The sequence below is a fragment of the Pseudomonas bubulae genome (genome assembly GCF_900618535.1).
In the GTDB taxonomy this organism is placed as follows: domain Bacteria; phylum Pseudomonadota; class Gammaproteobacteria; order Pseudomonadales; family Pseudomonadaceae; genus Aquipseudomonas; species Aquipseudomonas bubulae.
The window spans coordinates 188,127-204,853 of the sequence record NZ_UYJA01000005.1; the positions used below are offsets into that span (position 1 = coordinate 188,127).

Annotated in this window: 15 protein-coding genes; 4 read left to right on the forward strand and 11 right to left on the reverse strand. The window is 60.9% G+C overall.

The features are described 5' to 3' along the window. Positions 1 to 2: 2 nt before the first annotated feature. A complete protein-coding gene (motA, locus tag PPTH39_RS18205; RefSeq protein ID WP_095000946.1) occupies positions 3 to 854 on the reverse strand; it encodes a flagellar motor stator protein MotA in 852 nt (283 codons plus the stop codon). A 152-nt stretch (positions 855 to 1,006) separates the two neighbouring features. Here motA and PPTH39_RS18210 point away from each other — a divergent pair, with 152 nt between their 5' ends. Genes PPTH39_RS18210 through asd form a run of 3 tightly spaced genes read left to right on the forward strand, consistent with a single transcriptional unit; the run spans position 1,007 to position 4,285 of the window. Next, entirely contained in the window at positions 1,007 to 2,545 is a 1,539-nt protein-coding gene (locus PPTH39_RS18210) for an HDOD domain-containing protein (protein ID WP_130872274.1), read from the forward strand. 36 nt (positions 2,546 to 2,581) lie between these two features. Beyond that, positions 2,582 to 3,409: a rhodanese-like domain-containing protein gene (locus PPTH39_RS18215; protein WP_095017684.1), complete on the forward strand. Its 828-nt coding sequence runs from the start codon at positions 2,582 to 2,584 to the stop codon at positions 3,407 to 3,409. Positions 3,410 to 3,418: 9 nt separating this feature from the next. After that, the gene (gene asd, locus PPTH39_RS18220) at positions 3,419 to 4,285 is read left to right on the forward strand and encodes an archaetidylserine decarboxylase (RefSeq protein WP_130872275.1); all 867 of its coding nucleotides are present in this window, start codon (positions 3,419 to 3,421) and stop codon (positions 4,283 to 4,285) included. A 115-nt stretch (positions 4,286 to 4,400) separates the two neighbouring features. Here the strand turns inward: asd and serB are convergent, their stop codons facing one another. Continuing rightward, entirely contained in the window at positions 4,401 to 5,615 is a 1,215-nt protein-coding gene (serB, locus tag PPTH39_RS18225) for a phosphoserine phosphatase SerB (protein WP_095000944.1), read from the reverse strand. 132 nt (positions 5,616 to 5,747) lie between these two features. Between serB and PPTH39_RS18230 the strand changes: the two genes are divergently transcribed. Continuing rightward, positions 5,748 to 7,295 (forward strand): AhpA/YtjB family protein, encoded by a 1,548-nt coding sequence (locus PPTH39_RS18230; protein ID WP_095000943.1) that lies wholly within the window; start codon positions 5,748 to 5,750, stop codon positions 7,293 to 7,295. A 121-nt stretch (positions 7,296 to 7,416) separates the two neighbouring features. Here the strand turns inward: PPTH39_RS18230 and PPTH39_RS18235 are convergent, their stop codons facing one another. The 9 genes from PPTH39_RS18235 to PPTH39_RS18275 all read right to left on the reverse strand — a co-directional run bounded on the left by PPTH39_RS18235 (position 7,417) and on the right by PPTH39_RS18275 (position 16,725). Continuing rightward, entirely contained in the window at positions 7,417 to 8,121 is a 705-nt protein-coding gene (locus PPTH39_RS18235) for a PqiC family protein (protein ID WP_179292897.1), read from the reverse strand. Between the two features lie 179 nt (positions 8,122 to 8,300). After that, positions 8,301 to 10,565 (reverse strand): DNA topoisomerase IV subunit A, encoded by a 2,265-nt coding sequence (gene parC, locus PPTH39_RS18240; RefSeq protein ID WP_095000941.1) that lies wholly within the window; start codon positions 10,563 to 10,565, stop codon positions 8,301 to 8,303. A gap of 11 nt (positions 10,566 to 10,576) precedes the next feature. Beyond that, positions 10,577 to 11,098, reverse strand: coding sequence for a retropepsin-like aspartic protease family protein (locus tag PPTH39_RS18245; protein ID WP_095000940.1), 522 nt, complete (start codon positions 11,096 to 11,098; stop codon positions 10,577 to 10,579). Continuing rightward, positions 11,095 to 12,075 carry an esterase-like activity of phytase family protein gene (locus PPTH39_RS18250; protein ID WP_130872276.1) on the reverse strand — a complete coding sequence of 327 codons (981 nt, stop codon included), beginning with the start codon at positions 12,073 to 12,075 and terminating at the stop codon, positions 11,095 to 11,097. The genes PPTH39_RS18245 and PPTH39_RS18250 overlap by 4 nt, the downstream gene beginning before the upstream one ends. Then, positions 12,075 to 13,979: a DNA topoisomerase IV subunit B gene (gene parE / locus PPTH39_RS18255; RefSeq protein ID WP_095000938.1), complete on the reverse strand. Its 1,905-nt coding sequence runs from the start codon at positions 13,977 to 13,979 to the stop codon at positions 12,075 to 12,077. Before parE ends, PPTH39_RS18250 begins: the two co-directional genes overlap by 1 nt. A gap of 51 nt (positions 13,980 to 14,030) precedes the next feature. Next, positions 14,031 to 14,639: a YqiA/YcfP family alpha/beta fold hydrolase gene (locus PPTH39_RS18260; protein ID WP_095000937.1), complete on the reverse strand. Its 609-nt coding sequence runs from the start codon at positions 14,637 to 14,639 to the stop codon at positions 14,031 to 14,033. A 95-nt stretch (positions 14,640 to 14,734) separates the two neighbouring features. After that, complete coding sequence (cpdA, locus tag PPTH39_RS18265) at positions 14,735 to 15,550, reverse strand: 3',5'-cyclic-AMP phosphodiesterase (protein WP_095000936.1); 816 nt, start codon at positions 15,548 to 15,550, stop codon at positions 14,735 to 14,737. Positions 15,551 to 15,664: 114 nt separating this feature from the next. Beyond that, positions 15,665 to 16,117 carry a DUF1249 domain-containing protein gene (locus PPTH39_RS18270; protein WP_095000935.1) on the reverse strand — a complete coding sequence of 151 codons (453 nt, stop codon included), beginning with the start codon at positions 16,115 to 16,117 and terminating at the stop codon, positions 15,665 to 15,667. Continuing rightward, on the reverse strand, positions 16,108 to 16,725 hold the full coding sequence (locus tag PPTH39_RS18275; RefSeq protein ID WP_095001096.1) for an NUDIX domain-containing protein: 618 nt from the start codon (positions 16,723 to 16,725) through the stop codon (positions 16,108 to 16,110). The genes PPTH39_RS18270 and PPTH39_RS18275 overlap by 10 nt, the downstream gene beginning before the upstream one ends. Positions 16,726 to 16,727 lie beyond the last annotated feature (2 nt).

The following is a 16,727-nucleotide window of genomic DNA, read 5'->3' on the forward strand; positions in this document are numbered from 1 at the left end:
AATCAGCGACCACGAACCACTTGTTCCAGCTCGGAAAAACTGGGCCGGTGCTTGGGGTACAGGACCTTGCGACCAAACTCGACCGCCAGCGACGGCGGCATGCCTGAGGCCGAAGCCACCAGCGAGGCCTTGATCGATTCATACACGTTGAGTTCTTCCTTGGCATCGTGAGCCAAAGACGTCGCCAACGGACCGAAAAAACCATAGGCCGCCAAAATACCGAAGAAGGTACCTACCAGCGCGGCGCCAACGTGCATGCCGATGGCCGCCTGATCACCTTCGCCCAGCGAGGCCATGGTCACCACAATACCCAGTACCGCGGCGACGATACCGAAACCCGGCATGCCGTCGGCGATACCGGTAACGGCGTGGGAAGGATGCTCCAGCTCTTCCTTGAGGTTATACAGCTCCATGTCAAACAACCCCTCAAGCTCGTGGGGGGCCATGTTGCCCGAGGACATGATGCGCAGGTAATCGCAGATAAACGCGGTCATGCGCTCATCTTTAAGGACAGTGGGGTATTTGGCGAAGATAGGGCTGGCGGCCGCGTCTTCAATGTCGCTCTCGATGGCCATCATGCCTTCGCGACGACTTTTGTTGAGAATCTCGTAAACCAGGCCCAACACTTCGAGATAAAAAGCGTGGGAGAAACGCGAACCGAACATGCCCAGTGATTTTTTGATCACATGCATGGTCATGTAACCGGGGTTGGCTTGCAGGAACGCACCGAAGGCCGCACCGCCGATGATCAAAACCTCGAACGGCTGGATCAGCGCCCCGATTTTACCGTGGGAAAGTACGTATCCGCCGAGCACACTCGCGAACACGACGATGATGCCGATAATTTTAGCCATAGATATAAAAGTACTTCTTGGGTCGGTTCAAGGTCATATTCCAGCGTAGCTAAAACTCTTCTTCTCCTTATCGGCGAATCTGCGCCAGACTATAGCCGGTAGAGCCGAAAAGCCATTCGACCCCCAGATTGGATGATCATCGCGTCCTCATTATGGCCAACGAAACCCGCGCACCGATATCAACACCCACCACCCTGGATGCCTGGGTTGCACACCTGGACGCCGTCGATCTGCCGATCCCGCAAACCAGCCATGCGCGGGTCTTCAAGACCCTCAACGACAGTCGCCGCTCGTTACGCGAAATTGCCGAGGTCATGCAGGACAGCCCGGCGCTGGCCCTCAGACTGATCCGCGAGGCCAACCAGCAAGTCCAAAGCAGCCTGAGCGAGCCGGCCGAGAGCCTTGAAGTGGCGATCAACCGCCTGGGCCTCAAACGCACCCAGATGCTGCTCGAACATGTGCCGGCGCTGGCGATCGAGGATATCCCGCTGGCCTACCGACAAATCCAGCTGATCAGCCAGCACGCCGCACAACAGGCCATTGGCCTGTTCGGCAATCGCCTGGCGCGGCTCTGGCAGGAAATCTACTGGAGCAGCTTGCTGTTTCTGTCACCGCTATGGGCCCTGGCACTGACCCACCCACTGCTGCTCGAAACCTGGGAACGGCGGGTGGTCGGGCACAATGAGTGCGCCAGTAAAGTCGAGCGCCAGCTTTTTGGTGTGCCACTGTTTGATATCTGCCGCAGCCTGGCCGAGCTGTGGCGTCTGCCGGGGTGGGTGATGCAAGGTTATACGGTGATCACCGAAGAGCGCCGCACCCTGGTCAGGGTGCTGCATATCGCCCGCGACACCCATCACCCCCTGCGTCAGCAACAACTGCTGGACGCCGACCCGGTCCTGCGGCGCTGGCTCAACCAGCCTGCCAACAGTGTGTTGCTGGCCAACTGCCTGGCGCTGTCAGCCCAGCAGGGCTGGGACACACCGCACAACCTGCGCTGGCAGTACGTCACCAGCCTTTACCTGCAAATGCCCCTGGACGAAGTTCAGCAGCAGGCACACCAGCAGGCCGCGAGCAGCGCGCGCTATCACTCCAGCCCCGACCTTTGGCATCCGGCCCAGGCATTGCTCTGGCCGTGGGACTCACGCCGCAACGGGGACAATTCGCAGGCAGCCCCGCCTCCCTCGGCCGAGGCACTCGTCGCCTGGCGCAAACATTGCGGGCAGCTGCTGGAGCAACCCAGCGCATTCAGCAACCCGATGCATCTGAGCACCTGTGCCCGCGAAGCCTTGCAGGCGTGCGGCATGCGCCGGGTGATGATACTCACCCCCGACAAGACCTCGACCAGCCTGAGCGTCAACCAGATTGCCGGCCTGGGCAGAACCGCCTTCGACCTGACCGTCAACATCAGTGACAGCACCGCGCTGCAACGCCTGATGATGCAACCTGCACAAGTGCGCCTGACGCCCGAAAACAACGCGGTGATCTCCGCAGTCTTGCCCTACAGCCTGCGCAGCCTGTTCCCCGGCGAGCATCTGCTGCTACGCTCGCTGAGCAATAACGGTCGCGTGGTCATGCTCATACTGGCAGACCAGGGCGGCGGGCCATTTTCCGAAACCAGCGTGCAAGCCTTTGGCAAAACGGCCCAATGCATCGAGAAAGCCTTGAATACCTTTAGTAGTCGCGGGCGCTAGCGCTACAATCCCCCCTTTTTGCTCTGGAGGCTTCCTATGCCTGGCTTCTCTGGCTTGCCATTAGTGATCGAGCCCGGCGACCTGCTCGCCCGGCTCGACGCACCCGAACTGATCCTGGTTGACCTGACCAGTGTTGCACGCTACGAGGCCGGGCATATTCCGGGCGCCCGTTTTGTCGACCCGAAACGCACGCAACTGGGCTTGCCACCGGCACCCGGCCTGCTGCCGTCGCAAGCGTCACTCGAAACCCTGTTCGGCGAGCTGGGGCACAATCCCGACGCGGTCTATGTGGTCTATGACGACGAAGGCGGCGGCTGGGCCGGGCGGTTTATCTGGCTGCTTGATGTAATCGGGCACAAGGCATACCACTATCTGGACGGGGGCATTCACGCCTGGATTGGCGAAGGCTATGCCCTCAGCCAGGACGTGCCTGCCGCCGTCAATGGCCCGGTGGCGCTGACCTTGCACGATGAACCCACTGCCACCCGCGAGTACCTGCAAAGCCGCCTGGGCGCCGCCGACCTGGCGATCTGGGATGCACGCAGTGCCGCCGAATACAGCGGCGAAAAAGTGCTGGCGGCCAAGGGCGGGCATATCCCCGGGGCCAAGCATCTTGAGTGGACCACCGGCATGGATAAAACCCGTAACCTGCGTATCCGCCCGGACATGGCGCAGATCCTCAAGGATCTGGGCATCACGCCAGACAAAGAAGTGATTACCCACTGCCAGACCCACCACCGTTCCGGCTTTACCTATCTCGTCGCCAAGGCGCTCGGTTACCCGCGCGTCAAAGGCTACGCCGGCTCCTGGGGCGAATGGGGCAACCACCCCGACACCCCCGTCGAGCTACCTGTAAAAAATTAAGGACCTTGAATGAAAAAGCGTTTGTTCCTCCTCAGTCAGTACCTGTTGCCGCATCACCTGCTGTCACGCCTGGCCGGCTGTATTGCCGAATGCCGCGTACGCTGGTTCAAGAATGCGTTCACCAGCTGGTTCGCCAAGCGTTATCAGGTAGACATGTCCCAGGCCCTGGTTGAAGACGTGACCGCCTACGAGCACTTCAACGCCTTCTTTACCCGCGCCCTGAAAGACGGCGCCCGCCCGCTGGATCAAACTCCGGGTGCGGTGCTAAGCCCTGCCGATGGCGCGGTCAGCCAGCTGGGCCCGATCGAACACGGCCGCGTGTTCCAGGCCAAGGGCCACAGCTACAGCGTGCTGGAGCTGGTGGGTGGCGATGCTGCAGTAGCAGCCCAGTTTATGGGCGGCGAATTTGCCACCATCTATCTGTCGCCCAAGGACTACCACCGCGTGCACATGCCACTGGCGGGCACCCTGCGTGAAATGATCTACGTGCCGGGGCGCCTGTTCTCGGTCAACCAGACCACCGCCGAAAACGTGCCGGAGCTTTTTGCCCGCAACGAGCGTGCGGTGTGCATTTTTGACACCGAGCGCGGCCCTATGGCCGTGGTATTGGTCGGTGCCATGATCGTGGCATCCATTGAAACCGTGTTTGCCGGTCTGGTTACCCCGCCGAAACGCGAGCTGAAAACCTTCCGTTACGACGAAGCTGCCCGTGCGCCGATCCACCTGGAAAAAGGTGCCGAGCTGGGTCGTTTCAAACTGGGTTCGACGGCGATCGTGCTGTTTGGCGCGGATCAGGTGAAATGGGCCGAAGGCCTGAGGGCAGGAACGCCGGTGATGATGGGTCAGAAAATGGGTGCACCGGCGCACGCCGAATAACCCATAACCCTGTGGGAGCGGGCTTGCTCGCGATGCTGGCAACTCGGTGCATCTGATTCACCGAGGTGATGCAATCGCGGGCAAGCCCGCTCCCACAGGTCATTTACAGGGGGGCTCAGCCCTGGCTGTTACGGTCACGCTGACCGAGCAGGTACAGCACGCCATCCAGGCCCAAAGTCGAAATTGCGTGCTTGGCCGATTTCTTGACCAGCGGCTTGGCACGGAATGCCACACCCAGCCCGGCAATCGCCAGCATCGGCAAATCATTGGCGCCATCACCGACCGCAATGGTCTGCTCCAGGCTCAAGCCTTCCTTTTGTGCCAGTTCGCGCAGCAAATCTGCCTTGCGCTGGGCATCAACAATCGGTTCGACCGCAACACCGGTCACCTTGCCGTCCACCACTTCCAGCTCGTTGGCAAAGACATAGTCGATGCCCAGTCTGGCCTGCACTTGTTTGGCAAAGTAGGTGAAACCGCCTGACAGGATCGCAGTTTTGTAACCCAGACGCTTGAGCTCGGCGAACAGCACTTCAGCGCCCTCGGTCAGGCGCAACGAAGCACCGATGGCATCCAGCACGCCCACGTCCAGGCCCTTGAGCAGCGCCATGCGCTCCTTGAAACTGGCCTTGAAATCCAGTTCGCCAGCCATCGCGCGCTCGGTGATGGCCGCCACTTGATCCCCCACGCCTGCCGCCTTGGCCAGCTCGTCGATCACTTCAGCTTCGATCAGCGTCGAGTCCATGTCGAACACCGCCAGGCGGCGATTGCGACGGAACAGGGTGTCTTCCTGCAGGGCGATATCCACGCCCAGCTCCTGGGCCAGGTTGAAGAAATCGGCACGCAGCGCGTCAACATCCACAGGCTCGCCACACACACGCAGCTCGATGCAGCTTTTGCTCGACTCGGTCGACGCATCCAGCGGCACGCGACCGGACAGGCGATCCGTCTGCTCAATGTTCAAACCGTGCTGGCTGATCACCGATGTCACGCGCTGCAGCTCATGGGCGGTCACCTGGCGGCTCATCAGCGTGACCACATGCCGGGTCTGGCTTTGTTCGTGGACCCAGCGCTGGTAATGCTCTTCGCTGATCGGGTCGAAACGCAGCTGCAAACCTTCCTTCGCGATTAAGGGCTGCAGGTCCTTGAGCACTGCCGAAACCAGCTCGGCTTGTGGAATTTCGACCAGAAAACCCAATGACAAAACGCCATGGATGGCGGCCTGACCGATGTCGAGAATATTCACACCATTGCTGGCCAGTACACCGGTAATGGCCGCAGTGAGACCCGGACGGTCCTCACCTGTGATGTTTATCAGGACGATTTCGCGCAAGGCACACCCCCATTCGCTAAAAAAAACGCATTCTACCCACTTTCAGTGACCATCGGGCACCGCCAAGGCTTTGCCGCCCTCAGGCCGCTCGCTATACTGCGCACCAACTTAACGGACTAAGAGCCGCGCTCAGTGAACCGGCCATCGCCTGTCAAAACCGATAACTTCTTCCTGCTGATCTTCCGGGCCCTGCGCGATCGCCGCGTTCCGCTTGCTCTGCGTATCGCCAGCCATAACGTGATCCTGGTCGCCCTGGCACTGGTCATCTATGCCGTGGTCATGGGCCTGCAATTCAAGCAGGCCATGCACGAACAGGCCGACGCCCTGGGGCAGAGCCTGACCACGCAAACCGCCACCTCGGCGACCGAGCTGCTGGTGTCAAACGACATCCTCAGCCTCAACGTGCTGCTCAACAACCTGACCAAAAACCCGCTGGTGGCCCACGCGGCCATTTATAGCGTGGATAACCGTATCCTCGCCGAAGCCGGGCAACGTCCCAAAAATGGCCTGCTGGGCGAAACCGAGGGTGTGTATCAAACCAAGATCACCTTTCAGGATGTGACCGCCGGGCATCTGCGCATCAGCCTGGACATGCACCAGTTCGAGCAGCCGATGACCATCAGCCTGCAAAGCATGGGCATTTTGAGTGCTATCCTGCTGGCCCTTGCCCTGGCCTTAAGCTTGCGTCTGGGCCGTCATATCACCACGCCCCTGCTGCAACTGCGGGTATGGCTGCGCGAACCCGATCCTTACACCCCGGCCATCCAGCGCCAGGATGAGATCGGCGACCTGGCTCGTCAGCTCCACACCCGCCTGGCCCCTCCGGCACCAGAGCCCGAGCCGGAACCAGAAGAAGACGACTACGACGACAGCGACTACGAAGAGGCCGAAGACAACGAGCCGAGCTTTGAAGTGCGCAACCTGAGTGACCCGACGTTCGATGAGACTGCAGCGGCACCTGCGCCCAAGGCTGCACCTCGACAGTTGGTGAGCACCGAAGAAGACGAGAACGACGACGAAGACCCGTTTGCCGACCTGCGCGACACCAGCACGGCGAGTGCCGCGCCGGTTGCCCTGGCCAAACCAAAACCGGTCGCATCTGCGGCGCCGCAACCGAGTGCCGTACTCGCGGTGCAACTGGGGGCACAAGAGCAATTGCGCCGCCTGCCCCGCGCCCGATTGATGGAACTGCTGGAACGCTATCGTGATTGTCTGAACCAGGCAGCCTCGCTGTACCAAAGCGAACTGCATACGCTGAACGATGGCAGCACACTGATGCTGTTCCACAGTGAAGACAGCGGCGACGACTACCTGACCAACGCCATTTGCTGCGGCGAGCTGCTGCGTGCATTGGGTCACGCCCTGCAAATCGAAGTGGCAGACAGCGGCATTACCCTGCAATTGCAGTTGGGCCTGGTGCTGGGTGAAGGCCTGAGCGGCATGAGTCAGATTGACCTGCTGCTGACCGAAACGGCGCAGGATGCACTGGCCTTGTCGCAACACAGCCGCAACCTGTTGCTGGTAGAGCGCAAGATCAGCGATGACCCGCTGATCCGCCAGCGCGCCCGCATCCGCCCGATTGCCAGCCCGGAAGGCGCCTGCTGCGTAGAGCGCCTGATGGAGCCTTACCCTTCGATGCTGGAGCGCCAGCTGGCGCGGATGCATGAGAGTCGCGGGTAGCCAAAGCCAAGAGCACCATCACCCTGGCCCTCTCCCTCCGGGAGAGGCGTGGTGAGGGGCTTTTGACCTGCCATAAAAAATCCCGCACATGTGCGGGATTTTTTTGTTTCTGGCTACAGCCTCAGAAGCGGAAGATTTCCATATCCGTGCGTATCGGTGAGGCCATCGGGATACGAGGTTTATCCGCACCCTGCTTGGGGGCTGCCTTGGACGGCGCCTTGGGCGCTTCCACCAGAGGCGGCTGGTTGGCCAGAGGCTTGAGTGCCACCGCCAATTGCTCGCTCAACTGTTGCAACAACTTGCCCTGAGCCTTGACCTGGTCCGCCGTACTGCCCCCGTGCGGCTGCTCCAGGTGCACGATGCGGTTGTCACGCACTTGCCCGCGACGGTCAATCAAGCGCCATTGTGCGTCCAGCACTGCAGGCAGGTCCTTGCCCGAGTCCAGGCGAGTGATCGACAACAACACTTGCACATCCGGGCTGAAGCCCGCAGGTGCCGGGGCCTGGACCACACGCTGGCTGTCCAGGCGCCATGCCAGTTGGCGCACCAGCAGCTGGTCGATATCTGCCGACAGGCTACCCGCCCATCGTCCGTCAGTCGCAGCGCTCAAACTGCCATCAGGCTGGCGTTGCAGCAGGGTTTCACGTTGCAGGTAGTCGGCCACGCTGATCGGGCCAAGTACCACAGCCATGCCGGCGCTTTGCGCGGGCTGGCCGGGGCTGCCGCTGTCCAGCTGGTACAGGGCCGCAGGCTGGTGCGTGCTGCACCCCGCCAGACCCAGCACACCGGTCAGCAACGCAATTAAAGGAAGGCGTAGAACGTTCATCATTCCATCCAGGTGGCCGCCTCAGGGCGAGCCGCAGTGTAATTCTCGAAAGGCTCGCAAAGCACATTGCCATAAGCCGTGCCGCTAACGCGGCATATCATCCGCGAATATTGGGCATGACTCCAGCGCTGTCGCGCCGATCTGCGCTTAAAAACGCAGGCCGGGCGCACTAAACAGGCTTAATTGGGGGTTTCTACCAACAAGGCATCCACACGCTGGAACCCACGAGGCAGTTTGTTGCCACGACGGCCACGCTCACCTTTGTAGTGTTCCAGGTCATCCGCCTTGAGCGTCAAGGTACGCTTGCCCGCCTGCAATACCAATGCGGCATTGTCTGGAAGTACCGCGATGTCGGTCACGTACTCTTCGCGGCTGGCCACGCGATCGCCGGGTATGCCGATGATCTTGTTGCCCTTGCCCTTGCCCAGCTGCGGCAAGTCGCTGACCTTGAAAATCAGCAGGCGCCCTTCAGTGGTCACCGCCGCCAGCCAGTTGTGCTCGCGATCGGACACCGGCCGCGGCTGCATCACCTGCGCGCCTTTGGGCAGGCTGAGCAATGCCTTACCTGCCTTGTTCTTGGCCTGCAGGTCTTCTCCCTTGACCACAAACCCGTAACCGGCGTCGGAAGCAATCACATACAGCGCATCGTCTTCCGGCAACAACACACACTCGAATGTGGCGCCCGGCGGCGGGGTCAGACGACCGGTCAGCGGTTCGCCCTGACCACGGGCCGACGGCAAGGTGTGCGCAGCCACTGAGTAGCTGCGCCCCGTGGAGTCGATAAACACCGCAAACTGGTTGGAGCGCCCGGCAGCGGCGGTTTTGTAACCATCCCCCGCTTTATAGGACAGGCCGGTAGCGTCCAGATCGTGGCCTTTACCGCAACGTACCCAGCCTTTCTCCGAGAGCACCACCGTGACCGCTTCAGTCGGCACCAGCTCGTTTTCCGACAGGGCCTTGGCTTCTGCGCGGGCCACGATTGGCGAACGACGATCATCGCCGTAGGTTTTGGCGTCTTCCAGCAGTTCAGTGCGCACCAGCTTTTTCAGCTTGGCTTCGCTGCCCAGCAGGGCTTGCAGCTTGGCTTGCTCTTTACGCAGCGCATCCTGCTCGTCGCGCAGCTTCATCTCTTCCAGACGGGCCAGTTGGCGCAGGCGCGTATCAAGGATGTAATCAGCCTGGGTTTCACTCAGGGCAAAGCGTGCAATCAGCTCGGCCTTGGGGTGTTCCTCGGTGCGAATGATATGGATCACTTCATCGAGGTTCAGGTAAGCGGTGAGCAAACCGTCCAGCAGGTGCAGGCGGCGCTCGACTTTATCGAGGCGGAACTGCAGGCGGCGGCGCACGGTGTTGACGCGGAACTCCAGCCATTCAACCAGCAGGGCACGCAGGTTTTTCAGCTGCGGCTTGCCGTCCAGGCCGATGATATTGATGTTGACCCGGAACGTGGACTCAAGCTCGGTGACGGCGAACAAGTGCTGCATCAGTTCGTCGAGATCGACCTTGTTGTTGCGCGGAATGATGACGATACGGCACGGGTTTTCATGGTCGGACTCATCACGCAGGTCGGTTACCATCGCCAGCTTGGTCGGCTTGGCCTGCATCAGCGCGGCGATCTGCTCCAACACCTTGGCACCCGACACCTGATGCGGCAGTGCAGTGACCACGATGTCGCCGTCTTCGATGTGATACACCGCACGCATGCGCACCGAACCACGGCCGGTCTGATAGATCTTCAGCAGGTCGGCGCGCGGGGTGATGATTTCAGCTTCGGTCGGGTAGTCCGGGCCTTGAATGTGTTCGCACAATTGCTCAACCGTGGCTTTCGGCTCGTCGAGCAAACGCACGCACGCCGCCGCCACTTCACGCAGGTTGTGCGGCGGTACATCGGTGGCCATGCCGACGGCGATGCCGGTGGTGCCATTGAGCAGGATATTGGGCAAACGTGCCGGTAAAACCGCAGGTTCGTCGAGGGTACCGTCAAAGTTCGGTACCCAGTCCGCCGTGCCCTGGCCCAATTCGCTGAGCAGGACCTCGGAGTAACGCGACAGGCGAGCTTCGGTGTAACGCATGGCGGCGAACGACTTGGGATCGTCCGGCGCACCCCAGTTGCCCTGGCCGTCGACCAAGGTGTAGCGATAGCTGAACGGCTGTGCCATCAGCACCATCGCTTCGTAGCAGGCCGAGTCGCCGTGAGGGTGGAATTTACCGAGCACGTCACCGACGGTACGCGCCGATTTCTTGTGCTTGGAGTCAGCGTCCAGGCCCAACTCGCTCATGGCGTAAACAATACGCCGCTGTACGGGCTTGAGGCCGTCGCCGATATGCGGCAAGGCCCGATCCATGATGACGTACATGGAGTAGTTGAGGTAGGCCTGTTCGGTGAAGTCGGCCAGTGACCGGCGTTCTACGCCGTCCAGGCTGAGATCAAGGGAGTCGCTCATGCGGACCTCATTCAGTTCGTTGTCTGGCGCAGCAGCATGGTGCCGCCGCGCTGGGTAAATTCAAGTTTGTTCAGCGCACTCATGCCCAGCAGCACCTGCTCGCCGTCCAGCCCGGGGGCCGCTACAGCTCGCACATCGCGCAGCACAATGGCGCCCAGCTGCAGGCGATCGATGCGGGTCTGGTAGCCCTGGGTGCGGCCATTGGCGGTGCTCAGGGTCACCGGGAGGCCCTTGGGCAGTGCCAGTTGCCTGGCCAGATCCAGCGGTACTGCCACATCGGTGGCACCGGTATCGAGTAAAAATTCCACCGGCACGTTGTTGATCCGGCCACTGGCGACGAAATGGCCCTGCACGTTGCCGAGCAGTTTGACTTCGATATAACCCTCGCCTTGCTGCGAGGTCACTTCGGTATTGGGGTTTTGCTGACGCTGTTCCCAGCGCCCGAAAAACTGCGTGGCCAGGTACAGGCCCGCGCACCAGGCCACGATCATGAAGATACGCCCCACGCCTTTGCCCGGTGCTTGCTGGCTCATTGTTTGGCACTCCAGCCACCTTGCGGTGCAGCAAAGCGCCAGACGATGGGACGTTTTTCGCCATCGGCGCGTCTATGGCTGCCGTTGTCGACCCCGACCCAGGCGCCCTTGGCATCCAGGCTCAGGGCCTCGGTGTTGCCATAGCCGGTGTTGTAACGCCGGGCATCGGTCAGGGCATCATTGGCAAACGACCAACAGCGTTCGATCTCGCCCGTATTCGGGGTACGCCGGCAAATACGATAGGCCATGCGCTCAAGGGTAAACAGCTTGTCCTCGAACAGCGCCAGGTCGGCAAAGTCCTTTGCCTGGGCCTTGGCGTTGAGTTGCGTCGGCGGCTGTTCAAGACCGCCTTCGCTCATCAGCACGCAACCGTTTTCGCAGTCCCATACACTCTGTTTTTTGCGAATAGTCAGCAAGCCACGGCGCTCACGCTCGGCCGCCAGCCATATCTGATTACCCTGCGGGTTGACGGCAATCCCCTCAAACAGCGCATTGAAATGCAGCAACATGCCGCTGGCACGGGCCTGACGCACCAGCGCCGGGTCGATTTTAAGCCATGAAGGCGCCCCGGCCTGAGGGATTTGCAGTACCGCTGCATGGGACTCACTGACCACGAACCGGTTGCCCGCCTCATCGCAACTGATCCCTTCAAAGTCCAGCTCGCCGCCGCGCAACGGGCTGATGGCCTTGCCCATCATGCGCACGCCCCACGGCAAGCCGCTTTCCGGCGCTGGCGGCACATCGACAGGCAAGGCTTCGGCCTGCCACAGAGACTCGCGGGTATCGAGGCGATAAATCTGATCATCATCACGATCAGACACCGCCCACAGCTCACCCGAACATAATGCCAGCCCGGACAGATTGCCACCGCGCATGCCTTCAACCGGATGCTCTGACTGCAACGCCAGTTCTGGCCAGGTATCGGCCATGACCGGCGCAGCACCCAAACAGAACAAGCCCAGCAAGGCACTGCGCATCAGGCCAGCACCTGCGCCAGGTTGCCTTTGGATTCGAGCCAGGACTTGCGGTCACCGGCGCGTTTCTTGGCCAGCAGCATGTCCATCATTTCTGACGTGGCGGCGAAGTCTTCAAGAGTGAGTTGCACCAGGCGACGGGTGTTCGGATCCATCGTGGTTTCGCGCAGCTGTGGCGGGTTCATCTCACCCAGCCCCTTGAATCGTGTGACTTGCGGCTTGCCGCGTTTTTTCTCGGCGACAAGACGGTCAAGAATGCCGTCGCGCTCGGCTTCGTCCAGGGCGTAGAAGATCTCCTTGCCCAGGTCGATGCGGTACAGCGGCGGCATCGCCACATAGACGTGACCGGCATCCACCAGCGGGCGGAAGTGCTGCACAAACAATGCACAGAGCAAAGTAGCAATGTGCAGGCCGTCGGAGTCGGCGTCGGCAAGGATGCAGATTTTGCCGTAACGCAACTGGCTCATATCGGCCGCGCCCGGATCGACACCGATGGCCACAGCGATATTGTGCACTTCCTGGCTCGCCAGCACTTCGCTGCCGTCGACTTCCCAGGTGTTGAGGATCTTGCCGCGCAACGGCAGGATCGCCTGGAACTCCTTGTCCCGCGCCTGCTTGGCCGAGCCGCCTGCAGAATCACCTTCCACCAGGAACAGCTCGGAGCGCATCGGATCTTGCCCGGCGCAGTCCGCCAGCTTGCCCGGCAAGGCCGGCCCCTGGGTAATGCGCTTGCGTTCGACCTTTTTACTGGCCTTGAGCCTGCGCCCGGCGTTGTTGATCGCCAGTTCGGCCAGTTGCATGCCCAACTCGGGGTTGGCGTTGAGCCACAGGCTGAAGGAGTCCTTGATCACGCCCGAGACAAATGCCGCCGCCTCACGGGATGACAGACGCTCTTTGGTCTGACCCGAGAACTGGGGTTCCTGCATTTTCATCGACAGCACGAACGCAATGCGCTCCCACACATCTTCAGGCGCCAGCTTGACACCCCGCGGCAGCAGGCTGCGGAACTCGCAGAACTCGCGCATGGCATCGAGCAAGCCCTGGCGCAGGCCGTTGACGTGGGTACCGCCCTGGGCCGTAGGGATCAGGTTGACGTAGCTTTCCTGCACGCTGTCGCCGCCCTCGGGCAGCCACAGCAAAGCCCAGTCGATGGCTTCCTTGTTACCGGCCAGGCTGCCGCAGAACGGCTCGTCGGGCAGGCGTTCAAATTCGCTGACTGCATCGACCAGATACGAGCGCAGGCCGTCTTCGTAATGCCACTCGACCTTTTCGTTGGTGTTTTTGTCTTCGAACGTAACCAGCAGCCCCGGGCATAGCACGGCCTTGGCCTTGAGCACGTGCTTGAGGCGGCTGACGGAAAACTTGGGTGAATCGAAGTATTTCGGGTCCGGCGCGAAGTACACGCTGGTGCCGGTGTTGCGTTTGCCCACGGTGCCGATAATTTCCAGATCGGTGGCTTTATAGCCATCGGCAAAGGTCATCTGGTACTCGTTGCCGTCACGCTTGACCTTGACCCGCACCAGCGTCGACAGCGCGTTGACCACCGAGATGCCCACACCGTGCAGGCCACCGGAGAACTGGTAGTTCTTGTTGGAGAACTTGCCGCCCGCGTGGAGCTTGGTGAGGATCAGCTCGACGCCCGGCACACCCTCTTCAGGGTGGATGTCCACCGGCATGCCGCGCCCGTCATCGCTGACTTCCAGCGAATGATCGGCGTGCAGGATGACGTTGACCGACTTGGCGTGACCGGCCAGGGCCTCGTCGACGCTGTTGTCGATGACTTCCTGGGCCAGGTGGTTGGGCCGGCTGGTGTCGGTATACATGCCGGGGCGTTTGCGCACCGGGTCGAGGCCCGAGAGGACTTCGATGGCGTCGGCGTTATAAGAGCTAGCGCTGGGAGTGGCCATAGGGTCTCGTCGTTAGTCGTAAGTGAAAAAAAGGGCCATTCGACGGGCGCCTTAAAGGGCCGCGAAGTCGATGGTTTCAAACTGTTCGGCGCCGATCCCTGCAAAGTTCAGCAAGTCGGGCAGCTGCTGGGCAAAGCCCTGATAACTGTGATCACCGCCCGCCTCAATACGCAACGTACATGCCGCGTAGTACTGTTCAGCGTAGCGGTAGTCCAGGGTTTCATCGCCTGTCTGCAACCACACCTGACAACGCTGCGCGTCCTGAGGGGCTGGCACTTCAAGTTCTGCCAGCGCCTGCACGTGATCGAGGGTCAGTTCCCAGGTTTCGCCGCTGTAGTGATTGGTTTGCGTGCCCAGATAGCCGTCGAACATCCGGTGCGGGCTGACGGCCGGATTGATCAGCAAGGCCTTGAGGCCGTATTGGCGGGCCAGCCATGTCGCATAGTAGCCGCCGAGCGAGCTGCCGACCAGCAATGGGCTGCCAAGCTCACTGATTACGCCCTGCAATTGGGCAATGGCCTGGCGCGGATGATGGTGCAGGGCAGGCACCCGCAGTTGCCCGCCAAGGCCCATGCCGTGCATAGCCGACGTCAACTGCATGGCTTTCTTGGACTCGGGGGCACTGTTGAACCCGTGGATATACAAGATGGAACCTGACATGCGATGACCCCCGAAGACCCGTTAAGCTGAACACAGCAACAATAAAGGCGCGCAGTTTAGCCTGACTCAGGGGCAATGACTCGCTTCAAGATAATTCAGTAATTGTTGGCGCTGTAATCCGGCTCAAAGGTGAAATCCGCCAGGCGCGACACGCCGGTTTGCAGAGTGCCGTCCGGTTGCAAGCGCAGCCAGCGATAGCCCGGTGCCTCGCCGCTGACCTTGAAGTCTGGGCTGCCCACCGCGAACTGGATGCAGGTAGAGGGCGTGGCCAGCAATCGAACGTCGTTGCGCTGCTGGTCGAACGCCTGATGAACATGCCCCCACAGTACCGCCCGGGCCTGGGGATAACGGTCCATGACCGACCAGAATTCTTTGGCATTGCGCAGACCGATCGGCTCCAGCCACGGGCAGCCCACCGACACCGGGTGGTGATGCAGGCACACCAGGTGATGGCGATCGGGGGCTTCGCTCAAGGACTGGGCCAGCAATTGCAACTGATCGTCCTCCAGGTAACCGGGGGTGGAGTGGGGAACAGCCGAGTTGAGCAGCGTAATGCGCCAATTGCCAATATCGACCACCGGCTCCAGAAGACGGCTTTGCACAGCCGCTTCACGCATCTGCGCAACTTGATCGTGGTTGCCGGGGATCCAGCGGCCAAAGGGTGCCAACGGCGCGGTCAGTGTGCGAAAGCGTTGATAAGCCTCGACACTGCCGTCCTGGGTCAGATCACCAGTGGCCAGCAGGCCGTCAATATGCGGCTGCTCGGCCTGCACCAGATCAATCACTTGTTGCAGGCTTTGCGCGGTCTTGAGCCCCAGCAGCGAGCCATCCGCTTCTGCAAACAGGTGGCTGTCAGAGAGCTGCACCAGCAGCACCGGGTCTTCGGTGGTCAGCGTGGATACATTCGGCAAGGTGGCTCTCCCGGGGAGGGTCAGTGAATGGCGCGATTATGCCATTGAGTATGGCCATTATGGGAGTAAGCGCCTTGATCCAGAGGCCAGTTTTTTGGTGCGCTTGCCAGGATTTCAGCGCACCTCTGCGTACTCATGGCCACAGGCCAGGCAATGACTTAGCCACTCACCCAAAAACACATTGAGCTGGGCCTTTTCGTCGGGCTGGTGCATGGCGATATTGGGGTAGGGATAAATGCTGCGAAAACGCCGCGCATGCTCGGCCGCGACCACTTCGGCCATGCGCGCATCGTGATACACCTGCACCTGCAATTGAGGCACCGGCAACCACGGCAAGCTGTGCTCCTGGCTGACACGCAAGGTGCTGGTGTACGGGCAATCGAGGATCACCTCCAGCGTCAGCACGCCCAGCATCTGATCGCCCTGGGTCACGGCAATCTGGCGCGGGCCGGGTTGCTCGCGCATTTCGGGCAACAAACGCATCAGACGCGCATAGTTGGCCTCGCAAGCGGCCTGCAGCCCGATCAGATCGACCCGATAACGATCGCGAACCCCATTTACGACCATAACCCCCTCACTTCAGCGCGATTAAGCGCCAGCCATTGCAGGGCAATAATGCTCGCTGCATTGGAAATACGCCCATCACGTACTGCTTGCAGCGCATCTTCGTACGCCCATACCGTTACACGAATATCTTCTGCCTCTTCCTCCAGACCATGCAAGCCCCCGACGCCCTCAGTGCTGCAACGCCCGAGATAGAGATGAACAAACTCGGTGCTGCCCCCCGGCGACGGGAAGTAGCGAGTGATCGGCCACAACGACGAGAACGTCAGCCCGGCCTCTTCTTCACCTTCACGGTGAGCCACTTCCTCGGGCACTTCAGCCTTGTCGATCAGCCCGGCAACCAGCTCGATCAGCCAGGGCGTGTCAGTCTTGCCCAGGGCGCCGACGCGGAACTGCTCGATCAGTACCACTTCATCACGCTGCGGGTCGTAGGGCAGCACACAGACTGCATCATGTCGTACAAACACCTCACGACTGATCTCGCGACTCATGCCTCCGGCAAAGAGTTCGTGTCGCAGATGCACCCGATCAAGCTTGTAAAAACCCTGATAACCGTTCTCGCGCTTTACGATCTCGACGGTGCTTGGCCTGGCCTTGGTGATGTCAGTCATTA

What these genes read in the sequence shown, in the direction of transcription:
- PPTH39_RS18250 (WP_130872276.1), bottom strand. Translation starts at nt 12,075, where the DNA reads ATGCGCAGTGCCTTGCTGGGCTTGTTCTGTTTGGGTGCTGCGCCGGTC.
- PPTH39_RS18270 (WP_095000935.1), bottom strand. Translation starts at nt 16,117, where the DNA reads ATGGTCGTAAATGGGGTTCGCGATCGTTATCGGGTCGATCTGATCGGG.
- motA (WP_095000946.1), bottom strand. Translation starts at nt 854, where the DNA reads ATGGCTAAAATTATCGGCATCATCGTCGTGTTCGCGAGTGTGCTCGGC.
- PPTH39_RS18235 (WP_179292897.1), bottom strand. Translation starts at nt 8,121, where the DNA reads ATGAACGTTCTACGCCTTCCTTTAATTGCGTTGCTGACCGGTGTGCTG.
- asd (WP_130872275.1), top strand. Translation starts at nt 3,419, where the DNA reads ATGAAAAAGCGTTTGTTCCTCCTCAGTCAGTACCTGTTGCCGCATCAC.
- PPTH39_RS18245 (WP_095000940.1), bottom strand. Translation starts at nt 11,098, where the DNA reads ATGAGCCAGCAAGCACCGGGCAAAGGCGTGGGGCGTATCTTCATGATC.
- PPTH39_RS18275 (WP_095001096.1), bottom strand. Translation starts at nt 16,725, where the DNA reads ATGACTGACATCACCAAGGCCAGGCCAAGCACCGTCGAGATCGTAAAG.
- parE (WP_095000938.1), bottom strand. Translation starts at nt 13,979, where the DNA reads ATGGCCACTCCCAGCGCTAGCTCTTATAACGCCGACGCCATCGAAGTC.
- PPTH39_RS18215 (WP_095017684.1), top strand. Translation starts at nt 2,582, where the DNA reads ATGCCTGGCTTCTCTGGCTTGCCATTAGTGATCGAGCCCGGCGACCTG.
- parC (WP_095000941.1), bottom strand. Translation starts at nt 10,565, where the DNA reads ATGAGCGACTCCCTTGATCTCAGCCTGGACGGCGTAGAACGCCGGTCA.
- PPTH39_RS18260 (WP_095000937.1), bottom strand. Translation starts at nt 14,639, where the DNA reads ATGTCAGGTTCCATCTTGTATATCCACGGGTTCAACAGTGCCCCCGAG.
- PPTH39_RS18210 (WP_130872274.1), top strand. Translation starts at nt 1,007, where the DNA reads ATGGCCAACGAAACCCGCGCACCGATATCAACACCCACCACCCTGGAT.